The 20101-nt window shown below is 52.0% G+C and carries 15 protein-coding genes; all 15 read left to right on the top strand.

Translation table 11 applies throughout. The features are described from left to right. Positions 1-20: 20 nt before the first annotated feature. The 15 genes from VK738_09685 (at position 21) to VK738_09615 (ending at position 20010) form a co-directional block, all read left to right on the top strand. Positions 21-1082 carry a hypothetical protein gene (locus VK738_09685; GenBank protein ID HTD22912.1) on the top strand — a complete coding sequence of 354 codons (1062 nt, stop codon included), beginning with the start codon at positions 21-23 and terminating at the stop codon, positions 1080-1082. Continuing rightward, a complete protein-coding gene (locus VK738_09680) occupies positions 1072-3402 on the top strand; it encodes an alginate lyase family protein (GenBank protein HTD22911.1) in 2331 nt (776 codons plus the stop codon). The genes VK738_09685 and VK738_09680 overlap by 11 nt, the downstream gene beginning before the upstream one ends. Before the next feature lie 61 nt (positions 3403-3463). Continuing rightward, complete coding sequence (locus tag VK738_09675; protein HTD22910.1) at positions 3464-4213, top strand: class I SAM-dependent methyltransferase; 750 nt, start codon at positions 3464-3466, stop codon at positions 4211-4213. A gap of 62 nt (positions 4214-4275) precedes the next feature. Beyond that, on the top strand, positions 4276-6240 hold the full coding sequence (gene asnB / locus VK738_09670) for an asparagine synthase (glutamine-hydrolyzing) (GenBank protein HTD22909.1): 1965 nt from the start codon (positions 4276-4278) through the stop codon (positions 6238-6240). Positions 6241-6293: 53 nt separating this feature from the next. After that, positions 6294-7532, top strand: coding sequence for a glycosyltransferase (locus tag VK738_09665; GenBank protein ID HTD22908.1), 1239 nt, complete (start codon positions 6294-6296; stop codon positions 7530-7532). A gap of 14 nt (positions 7533-7546) precedes the next feature. Further along, positions 7547-8935, top strand: coding sequence for an O-antigen ligase family protein (locus VK738_09660; GenBank protein ID HTD22907.1), 1389 nt, complete (start codon positions 7547-7549; stop codon positions 8933-8935). Positions 8936-8940: 5 nt separating this feature from the next. Further along, on the top strand, positions 8941-10164 hold the full coding sequence (locus VK738_09655; protein ID HTD22906.1) for a glycosyltransferase family 2 protein: 1224 nt from the start codon (positions 8941-8943) through the stop codon (positions 10162-10164). A 48-nt stretch (positions 10165-10212) separates the two neighbouring features. Next, positions 10213-10887 carry an SIS domain-containing protein gene (locus VK738_09650; protein ID HTD22905.1) on the top strand — a complete coding sequence of 225 codons (675 nt, stop codon included), beginning with the start codon at positions 10213-10215 and terminating at the stop codon, positions 10885-10887. Positions 10888-11090: 203 nt separating this feature from the next. Continuing rightward, positions 11091-11663: a sugar transferase gene (locus VK738_09645; protein HTD22904.1), complete on the top strand. Its 573-nt coding sequence runs from the start codon at positions 11091-11093 to the stop codon at positions 11661-11663. Continuing rightward, positions 11663-12658 (top strand): UDP-glucose 4-epimerase GalE, encoded by a 996-nt coding sequence (galE, locus tag VK738_09640; protein ID HTD22903.1) that lies wholly within the window; start codon positions 11663-11665, stop codon positions 12656-12658. Before VK738_09645 ends, galE begins: the two co-directional genes overlap by 1 nt. Before the next feature lie 12 nt (positions 12659-12670). Then, positions 12671-14104, top strand: coding sequence for a sugar transferase (locus tag VK738_09635; GenBank protein ID HTD22902.1), 1434 nt, complete (start codon positions 12671-12673; stop codon positions 14102-14104). Continuing rightward, entirely contained in the window at positions 14073-15164 is a 1092-nt protein-coding gene (locus VK738_09630) for a hypothetical protein (protein HTD22901.1), read from the top strand. Before VK738_09635 ends, VK738_09630 begins: the two co-directional genes overlap by 32 nt. Before the next feature lie 141 nt (positions 15165-15305). Then, on the top strand, positions 15306-17192 hold the full coding sequence (locus VK738_09625; GenBank protein ID HTD22900.1) for a non-ribosomal peptide synthetase: 1887 nt from the start codon (positions 15306-15308) through the stop codon (positions 17190-17192). Between the two features lie 10 nt (positions 17193-17202). After that, positions 17203-18453 carry a cytochrome P450 gene (locus VK738_09620; GenBank protein HTD22899.1) on the top strand — a complete coding sequence of 417 codons (1251 nt, stop codon included), beginning with the start codon at positions 17203-17205 and terminating at the stop codon, positions 18451-18453. Positions 18454-18516: 63 nt separating this feature from the next. Continuing rightward, entirely contained in the window at positions 18517-20010 is a 1494-nt protein-coding gene (locus VK738_09615) for a condensation domain-containing protein (protein HTD22898.1), read from the top strand. The last annotated feature ends 91 nt before the right edge of the window (positions 20011-20101 follow it).

Below are 20101 nucleotides of genomic sequence, written 5' to 3'. Positions count from 1 at the left end.
CTCCGGTTTGTGGTTGGGCCATGCAGACAAAGTTACTCGTCGAAGAAATTCGTCGCCGTGGAAACGTTTGTGATGTTCTTAATCTTAATGAAAGCCATACGAAGAAAAGCAGTGAGTATGTAGATGTTCAGAATGGCTTCGATTATTTATATAAGCTCATGCGGTTTGCCTCAAAGGGTTATCGTTTTCAAGTGCACGTCAACGGCCAGTCGAAGACGGGCTATATATTGGCCTTCCTCGCTGCTTTGGTAGGCCGGTTCGCTGACCGCCCTATAGCTCTGAGCTGGCGTGGAGGTTTGAAGCAGAGATACTTTCCTCGATCCGAAGAGTTCTGGCTGCATTGGGCTTATCGGGCGCTCTTTCGATTGTCGGGGCAAATTTCATGCAACAGCCTGCCTGTTAAACAGGCAATTGAGCGCTACGGCATTGACCCGGAACGTGTCGCCGCGATTCCAGGCTTTTCTGCCCAACATCTCGATTTTAAAAGAATGCCGCTTGTCCAAGAAACCGAAGTTTTTCTGAAAACTCACCATCCTGTGTTTTTCTGTTACGTTTCATTTCGTCCGGAGTATCGGCTTCCTATATTGAGGGAGGCAATGTTCCAATTCCGGAAAGCTTATCCTCAGGCAGGATTCATTTGGCTCGGCTTTCCTTCCAAAGAACTACCCGCGGCCAAAGAATTCGTGAACAACTGGCCGGCGGACGAGCGCTCGAGCCTGCTTCTGCTGGGGAACCTGACCCATGACGAGTTCTTGACCTTACTGACGCGAAGCTCAACATATATCCGAACCCCGGTGTGCGATGGTGTCTCCGCCTCTGTACTTGAAGCGCTCGCTCTTGGCGTACCAGTTGTGGCCAGCGAGAACGGCCATCGTCCTCTGAACGTAATTACATACCGTGAAGAGGATGCTGCGGATTTATGCGCAAAGCTTGTTGATGTGACAGAACGGTACAGAGAGCTAAAGGGACAGACACGGCTCCAAGACGCTGAAGATAATATTGCACGAACCGTTGATTGGTTACTTGCGGAATCAATGTGGGAAACAAGAAAAACCAGAAGGGAAGTGGTTCATGCCGGTTAACAATCGCTGGCTCGAGCGCGGCAAGCGACTGGCGGGCATGGGCTGGAAAGAACTACGCGTTCGTTCCTGCCAGGAATTGGCGAAGCGTTACGATCTTGTGTTGAGTCGAATTGGTGTTGATTTCGTCGGGGGCGACTGCAAGCCCTGGCCAGAACGTTCCGGCCGCTTCTTCTTCGAGCGTGAAGAGGTTCCACAGATTGTTGACTACCTTCGTGAACAATGTCCGGAGGTGGTAGAAGAAATCGTCGAACGAACGGAGCGGATCTGCCAGCATCGCTTCGATCTCCTCGGGTACGAAGGCTTGGATTACGGAGAGGAGATTGATTGGCATCTCGATGCCGTGCATGGCAAACGCGCTCCTCGCCTTCCTTGGTTTCAGATCAGCTTTCTCGATTTTAATCAGGTGGGCGATGCCAAGGTCACTTGGGAACTCAATCGGCACCAGCACCTGGTGATGCTTGCCAAAGCCTATCGCTTGACCGGAGAAACTCGGTATGCGCAGGAACTGTTCCGGCAGTGGTATCACTGGCAGGAGCAGAATTCATATGCTATTGGAATCAATTGGGCCAGCAGTCTGGAGGTCGCGTTCCGCAGCCTTTCCTGGCTTTGGGTCTGGCATTTACTCAATGGTTGTTCAGTAGTTCCAAAACGATTCCATGCCGATCTCTGGCGAGCGCTGATGTTGAATGCTCGCCACATCGAACGATTTCTTTCCACTTATTTCTCACCGAATACACACCTGCTGGGTGAAGGAGTAGGACTCTTTTTTATCGGCACTTTGTGTTCCGGGTCTCCATTAGCTCAAGGCTGGCAAGAGCTTGGATGGGAAATTGTCTTAAGCGCAACTGATCGTCAAGTGCGGCCGGATGGCATGCACTTTGAACAATCCATCTATTATCATGTCTACGCTCTTGACTTCTTTCTTCACGCACGAATGCTCGCCCATGCAAATGGGATTTCAATTCCAGCTGCGTTTGACCACACCATTGAAAAAATGCTGGAGGTTCTTTGCGTCCTGGGCAAGGCAGGGCCTCTTCCCCGGCTCGGAGATGATGATGGCGGACGTGTATTTGACCCGCAACGCAACGGTATTGAACATCTGGGTGATCCACTTGCTAGCGGAGCAGTGCTGTTCAATCGCGCGGATTTTAAAACAGTTGCTGGAGGGATTCGCGAAGAAACTGTCTGGTTGCTTGGGGCAGGAAGTGCAAAGCAATTTGAAAAACTGTTATCTCTGCAGCCGGCAGTGACTTCATTTGCTTTGGAATCCAGTGGAATTTACGTGATGTCCAGCTCAAAACCCGCAGCACATCAGCTCATGATTGATGCCGGCCCTCAAGGGGCTGGCCGAGCCGGACACAGTCATGCAGATGCCCTGAGTGTGCAGGTAACTATGGGAGAACAATCATTGTTAACTGATCCTGGAACGTTCGTTTACGTGGATTCTGCTGGCGAGCGAAACCGGTTTCGCGGAACGGCCAGTCACAACACGGTACAGGTTGACGGCTTGAGCCAGACCGAGCCTGCCGGGCCATTTGGATGGCAGGGGCAGCCTGATACGACTGTAAATCGCTGGGTGACCAGGAAGACCTTTGACTTTTTTGCTGGCTCGCACACCGGTTACAGCCGGTTGAAAGAGCCGGTTCAACATCGTCGTTATGTTTTCTACCTGAAGCCGTGTTTCTGGTTAATTCGCGATGTTCTTGAAGGCGCTGGGGTACATCAGCTTGATGTTTCCTGGCACTTTGCGCCAGGCTCACTGTCCACAATTCCGGGAGGCGTCACGTTCTTGGGGAGCAAAAAAGTGGCACTCGCTCTGCTATCCACAGCGAATCAAGATAGTTCACAGGAGATATCCCAGGGTTGGCATTCGCCGGTATACGGAAGGAAAGAATTTTCTCCAGTTCTTCGATTCAGCACTCGAAAGCGTCTGCCTGCAGAGTTCGCAACACTGCTGATCCCCCTTTCGCGGACCAATGCACTTCTGGGTCGCCTCAGTTCATTTGAATCAAGACATAAAGGCGTGTCTGTTCGGGCCTATCAGTACTCAGTGGGCAGTTCCACCGACTACCTGTTTTTCGCGGACGAGGCCGGGAGTTGGCAAGTTGGACGATGGGCAAGCGATGCGCGGTTTTTGTTTTGCTCGACCAGCTCGAGAACCGACCTCTGCCGGTTTGTCATTTGTGATGGAAGTTATTTTGAGATGGATGGCCGGCGGATTCTTACTTCCAAAGTGCCTGTCGTACGGGACGAATGGCTCAACGATGTGCAAGCATCGAGTCTGGCACAGAATGAAATGGCGGCGTTTCAACTAAGATAGTCCGCGATTACCGATGCGATCTGCAAAATATCTAAGAACCTCGCTCTTGGGATTCCGAAACTTGGTTATCGGAGGAAATGCGATGTCACTTCGCTTGCTCTCCAAGCCAAGAGACATGGTGTATTACGCTAGTGAAACCTTGTTCTTATATAAGACTCTCGCAGAAAACAGAAAGCTGCCGCAGAAAAATATCTGGGAAGTACTGCCTTCCAATAACGCAACCCCCTTGGTTCTCGCTGGATTGGCAGAAGATTCGTGGTTTGGCCCAGTTGCTTCATACACCGCTGATATCGTCAGCCTGTGCCTTCTTTGCAGACACCTCAACCCAAAAACAATTTTTGAGATCGGGACGCTTCGAGGATATACCACCTATCATTTAGCGCTTAACTCTGCTGCAGATGCGAAAATCTATACCCTCGACCTTCCTGAGAATCAGATAGATCCACAGTTGCAAACGACTTTAGTGGATGACTGGCACATTGAAGCCTCTCACCGCGACCGCAGATACATTTTTGACGGCACACCGGAAGCACGTAAAATTACACCGTTGTTTCACGATAGCGCATCGTTTGATTTTTCACCTTACCACCAGAAGATTGATTTGTTCTTCATTGATGGCGCGCATTCGTATCAGTATGTCCGCTCCGACACCTTGAATGCGATGCAATGCTGCCACAAGGGAAGCGTAATTGCGTGGCATGATTTTGGCAGAACCGGGGTGAATGGTGTCTCGCGCTGGCTCGTGGAATTTTCAAAAGAACACAGCATCTACGCCATTCCTGGCGGTTCTCTGGCATTCATGATCGTTTGAAGCTGGCTAACGCCAATCCAACTTTTTAATAAATCGAAATTCAGAGAAAAGAAAATAGAACCATGTGCGGTATCTGTGGAATTGTTGATTTACGAGGTCGCAGAGTTCCAGAACAAAACCTGCGGGCGATGTCAAATGTGCTCCGTCACCGCGGGCCTGACGACCAAGGCAGCTTGATCTCTGGTGCGGCGGCGCTGGGGTTCCGCCGGTTGAGCATTGTTGATGTGGCTGGTGGACAACAGCCCATGAGCAATGAAGACGGCACTGTCTGGATTGTCTTTAATGGTGAAATCTATAACTCGCCCGAGCTTCGTCCGATGCTCGAACAGCGCGGCCACCGCTATGCCACCCATAGCGACACAGAAACGATTGTGCACCTGTACGAAGAATATGGAGACCATTGTGTTGATTATTTGCGTGGCATGTTTGCATTTGCAATTTGGGACACACGCCGCAAAAGACTGTTCTGTGCCCGGGACCGCGTGGGGATCAAGCCGTTTTATTATGCAATCGCTGGAGACCGTTTCGCCTTCGCCTCGGAAATCAAGGCGCTCATCGAACTCCCTGGCTTCAAGCCCGAACTCAATCGGCGCGCTCTTCCCGAATTCTTCGCCTTCGGTTACATCTCTTCGGAAGAAACACTGTTCGATGACGTACGCAAACTCTTACCCGGACACCACTTAGTCATTGATCTGGAACGAGGCGATACAGAACCCAGGATCACACAATATTGGGATCTCGATGTATCAGCACCAGAATATCCGCTGAGCGAAGCGGATTATATCGCACAGTTTCGTGACCTGTTTAGCGAGGCAGTTCGGATTCATCTCAGGAGTGATGTTCCGCTGGGGGTCTTCTTGAGCGGAGGGCTCGACTCAAGTTCGATCGCTGCAGAGATGGCGGCTCTTCGAAAGGACTCCATCCAGACATTTTCGGTGGGATATGCTGAAGACCAATATAACGAGCTGCCCTATGCGCGACAGGTTGCGGAACATATCAGGGCAGAACACAACGAAGTAATACTTGGTCCCGAGGATTTCTTTGCCAGCTTGCCACAAGTGATTTGGCACGAAGATGAGCCGGTAGTGTGGCCGTCGAGCATCGCTCTCTTTCACGTTTCTCGTCTTGCCAAAGAGAAAGTCAAAGTTGTGCTCACCGGCGAGGGCGCAGACGAGGTTCTGGCCGGCTACCTGAAATACCGCGTCACGCTCTGGAATCTGCGCAACGGACCGCTTTACAGAAAGTTCGTCCCGCAGCCCATCCGGCAGCTTGCAAAGAATGCACTGGATTCCGGACTTGTTCCCGATTGGGTGCTGCGAAAACTGCGGCACTCTTTTCTCTACTATCCACACACTTTCGAAAAAATCTACTTTGACAATTTTTATTCCGTGTTTCCACAAGACCAACAGCCGCAACTGTTGAGCAGCCAACTCATGAATGAACTCTACGAAGTAGATGCATATGCGAATTCAATGCGGTTCTTTCCGGCCAGGGGATCCAATGGAAATTTGTTGAATCGGCTTCTTTACCTCGATATCAAGACTTATTTGGTCGAACTTCTCATGAAGCAGGACCAGATGAGTATGGCCGCCTCGATTGAAAGCCGCGTCCCATTCTTGGACCACAAGCTTGTGGAGTTTGCATCTCGTATTCCCGCCCGTCACAAGATACGCTCATTTTCGGGGAAGTATTTACTGCGTCGGGTGATGGCCAACCGGCTGCCTGTCGAAGTCCTGCGACGTAACAAGAAAGGCTTTCCCACGCCAATTCGTCCATGGTTGCGGAATCAGTTGTTCGGCAAGCTATCCGCGATTCTCACGGATGGACGGATGGCCGAGCGAGGGCTAATCCAGCCCGCCTATGTGCAGCGTCTACTCAATGCTCATCGGGGTGGCGATTCCGGCGCTACGGAAAGCTGCTGGCGGCTCCTCAATTTTGAACTATGGAGCCGCATCTTTCTCGACCGCGACAGTAGCGTGCTCGGCCCGCAGACACTTGAAGGTAACGAGGCCGTCCTGTGCGCATGAAATTGCGTGATTGAGCTGTGGCCGCTTCTCTAGCATCGTTGATCCCATAAGTGATGAAATTTCTGCTAACACTACCGAGACCGCTTTTTCCGGCGGATACGGGCGGAAAGATACGCTCTCTGAATATCTTTGCACGTTTAGCAAAGAGAGCGGAAATTCACGCTGTTTCTTTTGCCGACCCGGCCTACGATATCGCAGCCATCACAGAAATGAGGCAGATCTTCGCAAGCTACACACCAGTGTTCTGGCGCGAGGCAAAGAAGCACTCGCGAGCGTTCTACACAGAAGTCCTCGCGAACCAATTCAATCCACTGCCGTACTTCCTGGCAAAGTGTAATCGTCCGCACTTTCGTTCGGCAGTGGAAAAGCTGACAGCTTGCCAGCACTTCGATCTGGTTTTCTGCGACTTCCTGCATACGGCCGTACCTCTATTGGAATTCAGCTTCAGGCCGAGGGTGGTATTCGAACACAATGTCGAGTTCTTGTTGCGGAAACGAAAATGGGTGGCGGAAAAACATCCTTTGCGGAAATTGGTATTTGGCACAGAGTGGAGAAAAACGCAAAAAATTGAAGCTAAAGTATGCCGATCGTTTGACCACGTAATCGCAGTATCGAAAGATGATCAGCAAGCCATACAAAATGAATTCGCAGTCAAACGCGTTTCCACGCTTCCAACGGGCGTAGACACAGATTTCTTCCGCCCGGCTGATGACCATCAGCAACATCATCCACAGCCCGGCCGCTTAGTCTTCGTGGGCTCGATGGATTGGGACCCTAATGAAGATGGCATCGTGTGGTTTCTGCGTGAAATATATCCACGAATCCGCCAGGCAGTGCCAAGTGCCAGTCTTGCCATAGTCGGTCGAGGCGCCTCCTCGCGCCTGCGCGCAATCGCTGCCAGGGAGCGTGCCGTAGAAATCACCGGTCTGGTTCCGGATGTTCGCCCTTATCTTTCCCAAGCCGAAGTCGTGGTGGTTCCACTTCGAGTTGGCGGAGGAACACGCATCAAGATTCCGGAAGCAATGGCCATGGCGAAAGCTGTGGTTTCAACGCCGATCGGCGCCGAGGGTCTGCCGTTTCGTGATGGTCGTGAAATTCGCATTGCCGAGCGGCCTAAAGACTTTGCTCAGGCAGTGGTCGAGCTTCTCAAGAGCGTATCTCTTCGAACTTCAATGGGAAAGGCGGCCCGCGAAGAAGTAGTCAGCAAGTATGGTTGGGATGTGGTTGTGGCAAAGATGGAAGAGATCCTGGAGCAAGAGATGTGTTCTCGAAAGCGAACCAGTGTCGCATAGAAAGATAAGGCAACATGCTTGAATCTGTGAGCGAAGAGAGTTTGCTCCCGGTCAACGAATCAGTTTCGAAACAGAACTTCGTTCGTCCACATGTTCGTGGTCAAAGGGCCAAGGCAGGGTTCTTCTTCCTGTGGCTTTTCACGATTTCCGTTTATGCACGGCCTGAGGACATATTTCCATTGTTGGGCCAGCTTCACCTGACGTTCGTTTTCGGTTTGTGCAGCGGCCTGGCATATCTTGGAGCTCTGCTCTCGGGCAATACCCGTCTACTTTGGAGCCGGGAGCTTCAGATTGTCCTTCTACTCACCGGGTGGTATATCGCAGGCATGCCTTTTGCTTTTTGGAGAGGAGGAAGTTTTCAGATCCTCATCAATGTCTGGTTGAAGACGCTCTTCATCTTCTTTCTATTGACCCAGACGCTGGTCACGCTCGAACGAATTCGCAGGGTTCTTTGGGCGATTATCCTTAGTGAACTTTTCGTTACAAGCTTCTCCATCATCCAATCTTCCAGAGTTGTCTGGGTTGGGGGGCGCATGCTCGGAGTCAATCAGGGAATGCTTGGCTGGAATTTCCTCGGCATTGCTGCTGCTATCACGATCCCTTATATCGCCGCAATATTTGTTGTCCACCGTTCTCTTTGGAAGACAGGTTTGCTGGCTGCGACATTTTTTTTGATGTTATGGATGGTAGTGCTGACGGCCTCACGGGGAGGGCTTTTGAATGTCGTGTTGTCCATAGCGTTGACATCACTTCTTGTTTTGCGCGGCAGCTCTCGCGGCAAGATGATTGGAGTTGGAATCGCTTTGACCCTGGTACTTGCTGTCATCCTGGCGCCCCAGGTTTTTTGGCAACGGCTGGGGACTATGTGGAACGGCCCCGATATTTACACAGACCAGGTAGCTGCGTCGGCGGAGGAATCCACAGAAGACCGCTTGGCGGTATTAAGCCGGTCAATTCAGTACACCTTGGAGCATCCAATCTTTGGGTTAGGTCTCGGGAATTTCGAAGTCGCCAGTGGGAACTACCTTGGCCAGCCCAGTGCATGGATGGGGACACATAATACCTTTACCCAGATTTCTTCCGAAGCAGGGATTCCGGCGTTGCTGTTATTTATTGGACTTTTGGCCACTGCTTTACTCAACATGAAAAGAATCAGCGGTGCGTTTTCCAAAGGAAGCGAAGGCCGAGAGCTAAGCCTAATGGCGCGTGCCACGCTCGCGAGCCTGTTGTCATTTGTGTTTGGAGCATTTTTTGCCCATCTTGCCTACGAATACTACATTTTTTATCCCGTAGCCATTGCCGTCGGAACTCAACATGCCGCCCGGACAATGCAGACTTTATCGCTGACGCCGAAAGGCAATTTTGTTTTAGAGTCGCAGGTGCTTGTCGCGCAGGAGAGCTAATAATAATGAAGACACCGATTTGGGAAGTGAGCTTTTGGATCTGCTTGGTCGCGATAGCCTATCACTACGCCGGCTATCCACTCTTGCTCTTCATTCTGTCAGTGCTCTCTCAGGCAAAGTCAGACTTTTTATACTTGATTGGCCGAGGCAACCGCCGTTCTCCGCGTGAGACGGGTACTGCTTCTCGGGTGGCGCTCTTGATATCTGCTTATAACGAAGAAGCCGTGATTCAAGCGAAGGTGAAGAACACCTTGGAAATTGACTATCCAGCAGAACGCCTGGAAGTCCTCGTGGGACTTGATGCGCCCACCGACTCCACCGCCAAGATTTTGGGCGAGATCGAATCCAGCCGGTTGAATGTCTTTCAATTCCGTTCCCGGCGGGGGAAGTTGGCGGTGCTCTGCGACCTTGCGCAGCGTACCTCGGCGGAAGTCCTGGTGTTTACAGACGCCAATACCATGATGGAGCGCAATTGCATTCGCAATCTGGTACGCCACTTTGCTGATCCCAGGGTGGGCGCGGTGAGTGGAGAGGAGATTCGGGTGGTTGCACCCGGCACAGACCCCGGTGCAGAGTCTGTTTATTGGCGATATGAATCAGCCGTGAAGCTCCTCGAAAGCCGGCTGAACTGCTCCCTGGGTGGAAACGGCGGCGTGCTTGCCGTGCGCCGTTCACTGTTCCATCCGAAGAAGCAATCTATCGTTGAAGATTTCCAGATTCCAATGGAAATCCGATTCAAGGGTTATCGTGTTGTATATGATCCGGAAGCAGTCGCGGTTGAGGAGATCGCTCCAACATTCTCGGCCCAATTTGCCCGCAGGGTTCGTATCAGCGCCGGCAACTATCAAACACTGTTTGGAAACCTCGAATACCTCAATCCGTTCAAAGGCTTTTTGGCATTCGCGTTTTTCTCCCATCGAGTGCTTCGCTGGCTTGTTCCGATTTTTCTCCTGGTTGTCTTTTTCTCCAATATTGCGATGATTCCACGGCCCGAATTTGTTACGTTGGCGGCGGCGCAGTGCATCTTCTATTGGATGGCGCTCCTGGGATACTGGTTCAAGAAGCAAGGAAAAAAGCCGGCACGACTGCTCTCCCTGCCTTTGTATTTTTGTTCGATGAATTTTGCCCTGGTTCTCGGATTGTTCGCCTATCTGAGCGGCCGGCAAACTCTTACGTGGAAATCTACTCCTCGTCAGATACAGGCTGAGACGCTCCTGGATAACAGATAGTCCAGCCGAATGCTTCTAGCACTGCAAAATTAAAGGAGACCCTCACAAATGACAAACTCAGAGTCAATAGATGTAGCTGTGCAGCCGCTGCAAGTCAATGCTGCCATCACCAATTTCTACAGCTATTTTGAAAATCATGCGAGTGTTGTTAAGAAATTGCCCTACCACCAGATCGAACAGGTTGCCGATGAACTCTATAGAGCGTACGAGGATGGGCGAAGAGTATTTTTGTTCGGTAATGGAGGCAGTGCCGCATTGGCTTCGCATCTCGCGTGCGATCTTGGCAAGGGAACCACGATAGCAGACAAGCCGCAGCAACGCTTCCGCGTCCTGTCGTTGACTGACAACACGGCACTTATTACTGCCTGGGCCAATGACACTTCTTACGACCAGATATTTGCGGAGCAACTGCGTAACTTTGTGCAATGTGGCGACATCGCCTTTGGCATCAGTGGCAGCGGGTCGTCACCTAATGTACTGCTGGCTCTTAAGGCGGCGCGCGAAGCAGGTGCAATCAATATCGGTTTGACGGGCTTCAAAGGCGGCAAGATGAGAGAGCTCTGCGATCTCTGCATGATCATCCCGTCGGATAACATGCAGATCATAGAAGACTTGCAGTTGAGCATAGCGCACTCCTTGTTCACCGTGATTCACCATCGAATTATGAGTACAGCCGAAACAACCGATGTAGACACGAAAATTCGGAAAGTAACAGCAGCATGAGCTGGTAGTGGTTCCACTGTCCTTTGCTGCCTTTTTGCGCTCTCGGATATTTGTAAACTTCTTCGACGTTCGAACTGGTTTTCATGCTTGCCTCCCGATATAGGTTCGTTCTAGAGAAGAGTTCCTCCCTAAAGAGTGACCACAAAGTAGGTCGTGTTTCCTGTAGCAGGGGCTCGCATCTGCAGCATTTTCTGAAGCGCAGTGTGGATTTGTTTGGGGCATTTGTTCTCATTCTTCTCTTCTTTCCGATTTTCATCATTGTGGGCCTTCTGGTCGTCCTCGAGGACGGCAGGCCCATCATTTACCGCAGGCGCGTTGTCGGTATCTGTGGAGAGTTTGATGCTTTCAAATTCCGCACGATGAGGCGAGATGCAGATTCTATCCTGGCATCCAACCCCGCACTCAGGGCCGAGTTTGAGCGCAACTTCAAACTCAGAGACGATCCGCGTGTGACCAGGGTAGGAGCTTTTTTGAGAAAAAGCAGTCTGGATGAGTTGCCGCAATTATTCAATGTGCTGCGAGGGCAAATGAGCCTAGTGGGGCCGCGAATGATCACCGCTCCTGAGTTGGACAAGTATGGCTTCCACAAACAGCTTCTGCTATCGGTAAAGCCGGGCCTGACAGGTTATTGGCAGGTCTGCGGACGGCAAAACGTTTCTTATGAAGAGCGAGTGACCATGGACGTCTACTACATCGAAAACTGGAGTCTGGGCATGGATATAAAAATTCTAGCCTGTACTCCTCTTAAAGTACTCAAGAGAGAAGGAGCTTTTTAATGGGAGGAATCCTGGTAACCGGCGGTGCGGGATACGTAGGCTCCGCCTGCTGTGCTCAACTCGTGGACCGCGGCTTCCCGGTCGAAGTAGTGGATGATCTGTCAACCGGACATGCCGATGCCATTCCGAATGGCGTAACGCTCCACAGATTTGACCTCGGTGACCGTGATGCGCTTGCAAACCTGCTCGCCTGGAAGAAGTTTGACGTTGTTTTTCATTTCGCAGCAAAGGCCCTGATATCGGAGTCGGTGGTTAATCCCGGCCTTTTTTTTGACGCCAACGTTGCTTCGAGCATAGCCATGCTTGAAGTGCTTAGGACCCATGGCGTTCGTAAGTTTGTTTTTTCTTCCTCCGCCGCGGTCTATGGGACACCCAGAGCTGTTCCTATTGACGAAGACCATGCAACAGAGCCGGTGAATGCCTACGGTGAGAGCAAGTTGATTTTGGAACGAATTCTGAGGTGGTACGCCCTCTCTTATGGTTGGAGCGTGGTTGCTTTCCGATATTTCAATGCTAGCGGAGGCGGAAGGAAGTGGGGCGAGCGGCACGATCCGGAAACGCACATTATTCCCCTTTTGTTGCAAACTGCTTCCGGCCGGCGGGAATATTTTGAAATTTACGGAAGTGATTATCCAACACCCGACGGAACATGCGTGCGCGATTACGTACACGTGATGGACATTGCCGATGCGCACATACTGGCTATGCAGAAGATGGATTTGCCAGGATGTCATGTCTACAACATCGGCACGGGTAGGAGCTATTCGGTACAAGAGGCCTGCCAGGCTGCGGAAGAGGCTACCCGAAAGAGGATCAAGCTCCGCCATGCACCGCGCCGGCTTGGAGATCCTGCCATCCTGTGCGCCAACCCCACGAAACTCATGAATGAATTCGGCTGGGCGCCCTCGCATTCGGAACTCAGAGAAATCATGAAGGGGGCATGGGATTGGGAGCAGGAGCAGTGCAAACACGTTCTTGCAAAGCAAGCTGACTAATCAAAGGAGGCGATGATGAACTGGAAGCTACGGTATCTAATTCTAGGTGCGGACCTGCTGTGGATCACTAGTGCCTTCATGTTCGCACATGTGTTGCGAATCCCACTGGCTGTGAGCAGGGCAGACTTCTGGCAATTTGCCGATGTTCCGGCGATTCTTGTCGCATCTTCTATCTGGACCATTCTTTACTTCAGAAAAGAATTGGAAGGATTTCGTGGAGGCTGGTATTTCCCCAGTGTATTTGCCCAGGTGGTTGTAGGTGTTTTCTACCTGATGAGCTGCTTGTTGGCCTTAGCATTTCTTTTGAACCATCCCTATTCACAGTTAGCTATCTTTTATTTTGCATGTCTTTTGCTTTTGGGTTTCACCATCATACGTTGCCTCGCCTGGTGGTTGGTGATATCGCGGTCGAATGCACGAGCCAAACGGCGGGTTGTAATCCTGGGCAGTGGCCGAATCGTCGACGAACTGGCGCTTAAGATTTTGCGTCACCCGGAAATGTTGATGGAAATAGCAGGTGTTTTGTCTCCATCCGATACAGAAGCTTCGAGACAAACATCGAATTTGCAGCAGGGCACAGTCTCAGTCCGTACTCTGAACGTTCTGAGCATGATGCAAAGGAAAAAAATCCAGGAACTCATTGTCGTGGAGCCGGTACCCCCGGGCCCGGAACCTTTGAAGCTTATCTCGAACTGCCGGAAAATAGGCATGCGTGTCCATCTTGTACCCCAGCACCACGAGCTTTATCTCTCCAAGGCGAAGCTTACGGAAATAGATGATGTTCCTCTGCTCTCGCTGGAAGAACAAACTCTTCCTACGATAGGCCTCGGTTTGAAAAGAGTGATGGATTTGCTGGGTGCATTATTTCTGCTGGTCGTCTGTTTTCCGTTGCTTGTGCTTTCAGCGGTGGTGTTGCATTTGAATAAAGGAACAGCATTCAGGAAAGAGCTTCGCTGTGGTAAAAATGGGCACCCGTTCTGGATGCGCCGTTTAAACATTGATCGTGATGCATCCGATTTGACGACCTATGAGCGAATTCTTGCCCAGTTCAGCCTCACCGAGTTGCCACAGCTCTGGAACGTATTGAAAGGCGAGATGAGCCTTGTGGGTCCCCGACCGGAATCCCCCGAGCGGGTGAAACATTATTCTATGTGGCAGCGTCAACGCTTGAGTGTTATCCCTGGCCTGACAGGGCTTGCCCAGGTCCACGGACTGCGGGAACAACATTCTTCCGAAGAAAAAGCACGATTCGATCTGCAGTACATCTTCCATTGGTCATTGTTCCGGGATATTTCTCTTCTGCTGCAAACTGCGTGGACATTTTTCGTAAGACTGATCGGGGAAGATGGATTCAAAGTTACATCTACCTTCAAACCGGTAGGTGGTAGCAAATTCTTTGTAGCGAGGGTGTTGAATGCTGATAGTACGCAGTCCGGTGCGGATTAGTTTCGGCGGCGGCGGCTCCGATCTGCCTGCATACTATGAAAGGTATGGCGGGGCTGTTCTGAGCACTTCCATCAACAAATATTTCTACACGATCCTGCAAAAAAGGACCGACGGGAAAATCCAGGTAATTTCTTCTGATTTGCGAGTGATGGAGACCTGGCGCGACATCTCTCGCTTGGACATGAAATGCAGCGAGCTGGCCATCCCTCTTGCAGTCATCAAAGATCTTGGATGTGACATCTCCGCAGATCTTTTCCTGGCTTCCGAAATTGTTGCCGGAACCGGCCTGGGATCATCAGCCAGCGTTTGCGTCGGGGTCTTAAAGACTCTGGCAACCTATCTTGACCGTCCGTTTTCAAAGTACGATCTGGCGGAAAGATCGTTCCATATCGCCCGCAATGTTCTTGGCAAACCTGTTGGGAAACAAGATGAATACGCCGCCGCCTTCGGGGGATTGAATTTCATTACTTTCAATCCCGACGGAAGCACTTTGGTTGAGCCCATCATGTTGCGGAGCGACCTTCTCCGTGAGTTTGAGAGCAACCTGATGTTGTTTTTTACTGGAGTCGCCCATAACTCATGGAGTCTTCTTCACGAACAGGAACAATCAACCCGGAAAGAAACTGGTTCGGCTGTCGAGTCGCTGCATGAAATCCGTGAACTTGCAAACCACATGCGGCGTGCGTTGCTGAAAGCCGACCTTCGAACCTTTGGTGCCTTGTTACACGAGGGTTGGGAGGCGAAAAAAAGGATCTCTTCCCAGATTTCTAATCCGTTGATTGATGAAGTCTATGCCTTGGCGCTTGAAAACGGAGCCCTGGGAGGCAAGATCGCTGGAGCTGGTGGCGGGGGCTTTCTACTGTTGTTTTGCGAAGAGCGGCGTCAGGGCAAGGTCCGGGAAGCGATAGCACAACTGGGGCTGCGCGAAATGGCGTTTGGACTGGACTTCCAGGGTGCTGAAGTAGTGGCGAATGATCCGTTCATTGATGGCGACGAAAAGTGTGGCATGCGCTGGACGTTTGCCTCACTCCTGCCCAGCGATATCGAGCAGTTTCTTTAAATCAGGTTTTTCTTCCGCGAAAGATATCAAAAATTACGTCATTGATTTTCCTTGATTCATCTGCAAGTAACTTTGGGCACTTAAAAGGGGACAAATGATATGTGCGCAACTTTCGCAAGTTCATTACCGAATCAGTCATCTGTGATAGATACTGATCAGCAAATCCCGGAGCTGGGGAACGGGATCCAGCGAGATGATTTGCAGTACGAGTGTGTTCCACAATTGGTGGCTGCTCAGGCCGCGACAACGCCAAATGCGGTTGCCGTGACGCACGGGAATCTGTCACTGACCTACAAAGAGCTTGATCAACGGGCTGATCGATTGGCCCATTTTCTGCATACGCTCGGCGTGGGTCCCGATGTCGTCGTGGGAATCTACCTGAATCGTTCTCCCGCGATGATTGTGGCGGCTTTGGCTATCTTCAAAGCAGGCGGTGCATACCTCCCATTAGACCCAAGCTATCCGAAAGAGCGTTTAACATTTTTGCTGAAGGATGCACAAGCTCCAGTCCTGGTGACCGGTCAGTGCATGCTCGACACACTATCTGAACGCCCAGAGCGCGTTGTTGTTTTGGATCCTCAGGGGCAATTCGCTCCCATTCACACAGCCGAACCGGCCATCCTCAAAGCCAAAATGAAAGATTTGGCCTATCTTATATATACTTCCGGGTCAACTGGCCAACCGAAAGGTGTTGAGGTCACCCACGGCGGCCTGCTCAATCTGGTGCGCTGGCACCAGCGCGCGTTCAGGGTGACCCCGGCCGACAGGGCGAGCCAACTATCGGCTTTGGGTTTCGATGCTGCCGTTTGGGAGCTTTGGCCTTATCTCGTTGCTGGAGCGAGCATCCATCTACCTGATGGCGTTACAACCGATCAGCCTGAAGCAATCCGCGATTGGATTGTTTCTCAAGGGATCACCATCAGCTTTCTGGCTACGCCTTTAGCTGAACGTCTCATGACGCTGGAGTGGCCGGCGAAGACTAGCCTGCGCACGATGCTGACCGGTGCTGATACGCTCCACCACTATCCTCCGCGAAAGCTGCGATTCCAATTGGTGAATAATTACGGTCCTACCGAGTGCACCGTAGTCGCGACCTCAGGAACGGTGCTTCCCATCGAGCATCCGGACCGATTGCCAACGATTGGCCGTCCAATTGACAACCTCCAAATCCATATCCTGAATGAAAATATGCAGCAGGTTCCGGATGGCGAAGCTGGAGAAATTTATATTGGGGGCCCAAGCGTAGCACGAGGGTACCGGAATCGGCCCGATTTGACCGCAGAGCGATTCATTCTTGATCCCTTCAGTCCCGAGATGGGCGCGCGTCTCTATAAGACTGGCGATTTGGCTCGTTATTTGCCAGATGGTCAGATCGCATTTCTCGGTCGGGTAGATGAACAAATTAAGATTCGAGGTTTTCGCATCGAGCCGGCAGAAATTGTAAAAGCTCTGGACGAGCACCCGGCCGTGCAATCAAGCATTGTGGTGGCGCGTGAGGTCGCCCCGGGCGACAAGCGCCTAGTGGCATACTTCGTTCCGGCTCCGAGGGCCCAGTCTACACACACGGAGATGCGCAACTTTCTTGCCGGACGTCTGCCCGAGTATTTGGTTCCGGCAACATTTGTGAAATTGGAGGCCATGCCTTTGAACCCGAGTGGCAAAGTGGATCGCGCCGCCTTGCCCGCCCCAAATGCGGAAAACACATTGCGCGACAATGTGTTCGTGGCGCCGCGTAATCCTATTGAGGAGCGGCTGGCAGCGATCCTGGCGCCGTTGCTCGGCTTGGATAAAGTCAGCATGGAAGACAATTTCTTTCTTCTTGGTGGGCACTCTCTGCTGGGCACGCAACTGATTGCTCGAGTGCGCGATGCATTCGGCATCGAGCTCACGCTGCGGACCTTGTTCGATGCTCCGACAGTTGCCAGGCTTTCCGCACAGGTCGAAATGCTCCTCGTTGCCAAGTTGGAAGCCATGAGCGAGGCCGAAGCTCAGCGTCTCCTGGCCGCCTCTGCGTCGGCCTGCACCTAAGGCGAATCAAATGACAGCACAAGCTCAAACTTGCCTTGCCTCCACCGAGTTGAGTGGCTCTCTGAGCCTCTACCACCTACTTGATCCTGAGGTTCTCGCCAATCCTTATCCGCTTTTCCATCGGCTTCGAACCGAAGACCCGGTGCATTGGGATCCCTTCTTGCATGCCTGGGTTGTGACTCGGTACAAGGACGTAGTCCATGTTCTGCACCATTACTCTGCAGAACGCACTCCCACACCAGAGCAACTTACTGCCATGGGCCTGGCGTCGTTGAATCCGATCGCGCAGGTCATGGTCAAGCAGATGCTTTTCCTGGATGCGCCGAACCATACGCGATTGCGCAGCCTTGCGGCCCAAGCTTTTTCACCGGCGCGGGTCGAGGTCTTGCGGGCCCACATCCACGACGTTACCAATAGCCTGCTGGATAAAGTGCAGGCCACGGGCCGTATGGATGTGATTGCTGATCTGGCTGAACCTCTGCCCTGCATCGTGACCGCTGAAATGCTCGGTGTTCCCGTGGAAGATTATGAGCAGTTGAAGCTATGGTCGCAGGATTTTGCTGAGATGCTGGGTAATTTTCAGCACAATCCCGATCGAGTGCCACGAATTCTAAAAAGCGTGCAGGAGATGACTGCCTACTTCCGTTCCGCCATGCATGAACAAAGTCTGCATCCACGCGGCGGCCTTGTGAGCTCTTTAATGAACGCGGAAATTGAAGGCGACCGGCTGAGTGAAGAAGAAGTGATTGCAAACTGCATCGTCACAATGGTAGGAGGCCAGGAAACCACGACAAATCTTATCGGCAATGGCGTCCTCTCGTTGTTGCGAAACCTCGGTCAGCTCGAAAAGCTTCGTTCTGACCTCTCGTTAGTTCCTTCCGCGGTCGAGGAAATGCTGCGCTACGAAAGCCCCAGTCAGCATACCGCACGCCTCGCTCCGGAAGATACTATCCTCGGCGGAAAGCGGATTCAAAAGCGCCAAGCCGTGATTGCGGTGATGGCTGCAGCGAACCGCGATCCGGAGAGATTTCCTGATCCCGACCGCCTGGACATCACCCGCACCGACAACCGGCACGTTGCATTCGGTTGGGCGGCGCATTTTTGCTTCGGTGCTGCACTGGCTCGGATCGAAGGTCAAACTGCCTTTGAACTGATGCTGCGCCGATTCCCCAATTGGACCCTCGAGCCAGAGCCACTCGTCTGGCGAACGAACCTGGGATTAAGGGGTTTGACGAAGTTGCCGATCCGTTTCGATAGCTAGGAGCCGGCGGTGATTTCATCCCAAGGCAGCGTTCAGAAAGGCTTCCCAATGGATAAAAGTGAAATGTCCCCTATGCCAGATGTAGCCCCTCTTTCCGAGGTAAAGCGCAGACTGTTGGAAAAATATCTTCGCTATGACGCAGCACCGATGGCTACTCCGATGTCTGCGATTGTTTCGCGGCCTTCAGGCGAGCCTGCGCCTCTTTCGTTGTCCCAGGAGCAACTTTGGTTGCGCGAAAGAAGTACGCAGGGCATTCCTCCGCTTTACAACGAATGCATTACTCTCCGTATGACAGGCCAGCTCGATGTTCCCATTTTGGAGCGCTGCTTCGCTGAAATCATTCGACGGCACGAAATCTGGCGGACCAGCTATGACATCCGTAACGGCCAGCCCGTCCAATTGGTTCGCTCGCCCTCTGAGGAAGTCCGATTGCCAATGCTCGACCTGCGAAGCCTGCCTACCAGCTCAAGGCGAGAGGCGGAAGCTCGGCGGCTAATTGGCGAGATGGTCCGGCAACCATTTGATTTGAAAGAAGGCCCATTGCTGCGGGCAAGGCTGATCAGGATGGATGATTTCGAGTACCGGTTATTTTTGTGTGCGCACTTGAGTATCGTGGACGGGGTCTCAGTATATCAAGTGTTTCCGTCGGAACTGGCGGTGTTGTACAACGCCTATTCTTCCGGCCGGTCCTCGCCATTGCGTAATTTGGCGGTGCAATTTGGCGACTATGCCTATTGGCAGCGGCAATGGTTGCAAGGAGAAGAGCTGTCGAGACAAGTCGCCTACTGGAGTAAGCAGCTTGCGGGAGAGCTTCCCGTACTAAACTGGCCTAACGACCGCGACCGGCCGCCCAAGGAAATGTTTCGTGGAACGATCAGTCCGTTCGCTATGCCTAAGCAGCTCGGTGAAGCTGTGAAAGCATTGAGCCAGAAGGAAGGCGTTACCCTATTCACGACCTTGCTGGCCGCTTTTGCAACCTTGTTGTATTGCTATACACAACAGGAAGATATCATCGTGGGGACTCTTTCCCCCTCTGGCCGGAAACGAACCGAAGTGCAGAAACTGCTGGGTTACTTCCTCAACCCAGTTGCAATTCGCTTCGACCTGACGGGCAACCCAACTTTTCGCGAGTTGTTGCGACAAAGCCAGAGATTGATCCTCGAAGCTATCTCAAACGACGACGTGCAGCTTGAGTTCTTGGCGCAAGAGCTAAAAATAGAACCCGATCCCAGCCGCAATCTTTTCTTTCCAGTCGGGATTTCACTTCAGCCGCCCATGCCGCAATTGGACCTGGAGTGGAGCGTAACTTCTATGGATATTGAGAGCGGTGGGACTCCTTGGGATTTGTACCTAGCCTTCATTGACAGGCCAGGCGGCATGATGGGCCGTGTCCAATTCAACACGGACCTGTTCGAGGCTGAAACCATTAGCCGCATGTTAGAGCACCTCCAGCGATTACTGGAAAACGTAAGCGCCGATCCAGCGCAACGCATTTCTGAAGTGAAGTTCCTTTCAACCCTTGATCATGCCCCTATTTTGGCGGGAAGAGCAGGATGACCCCGGAGTCAGTTGAGCAGGCCGTGCAGAATTGCTCAGAGTATCGAGCCAGTATTCGACCCGAACTCCAGTGTCTTGCGTTTCCGAGGAT

It is taken from the genome of Terriglobales bacterium, from assembly GCA_035487355.1.
Lineage (GTDB): Bacteria > Acidobacteriota > Terriglobia > Terriglobales > Acidobacteriaceae > QIAW01.
This window is presented reverse-complemented; position numbering and strand designations above follow the sequence as displayed.

Bases quoted from the DNA above. Each gene is read 5' to 3' on its own strand.
- VK738_09685 (HTD22912.1), top strand. From the start codon at position 21: ATGCAGACAAAGTTACTCGTCGAAGAAATTCGTCGCCGTGGAAACGTT.
- VK738_09680 (HTD22911.1), top strand. From the start codon at position 1,072: ATGCCGGTTAACAATCGCTGGCTCGAGCGCGGCAAGCGACTGGCGGGC.
- VK738_09615 (HTD22898.1), top strand. From the start codon at position 18,517: ATGTCCCCTATGCCAGATGTAGCCCCTCTTTCCGAGGTAAAGCGCAGA.
- galE (HTD22903.1), top strand. From the start codon at position 11,663: ATGGGAGGAATCCTGGTAACCGGCGGTGCGGGATACGTAGGCTCCGCC.
- VK738_09630 (HTD22901.1), top strand. From the start codon at position 14,073: ATGCTGATAGTACGCAGTCCGGTGCGGATTAGTTTCGGCGGCGGCGGC.
- VK738_09665 (HTD22908.1), top strand. From the start codon at position 6,294: ATGAAATTTCTGCTAACACTACCGAGACCGCTTTTTCCGGCGGATACG.
- asnB (HTD22909.1), top strand. From the start codon at position 4,276: ATGTGCGGTATCTGTGGAATTGTTGATTTACGAGGTCGCAGAGTTCCA.
- VK738_09655 (HTD22906.1), top strand. From the start codon at position 8,941: ATGAAGACACCGATTTGGGAAGTGAGCTTTTGGATCTGCTTGGTCGCG.
- VK738_09635 (HTD22902.1), top strand. From the start codon at position 12,671: ATGATGAACTGGAAGCTACGGTATCTAATTCTAGGTGCGGACCTGCTG.
- VK738_09660 (HTD22907.1), top strand. From the start codon at position 7,547: ATGCTTGAATCTGTGAGCGAAGAGAGTTTGCTCCCGGTCAACGAATCA.
- VK738_09650 (HTD22905.1), top strand. From the start codon at position 10,213: ATGACAAACTCAGAGTCAATAGATGTAGCTGTGCAGCCGCTGCAAGTC.
- VK738_09620 (HTD22899.1), top strand. From the start codon at position 17,203: ATGACAGCACAAGCTCAAACTTGCCTTGCCTCCACCGAGTTGAGTGGC.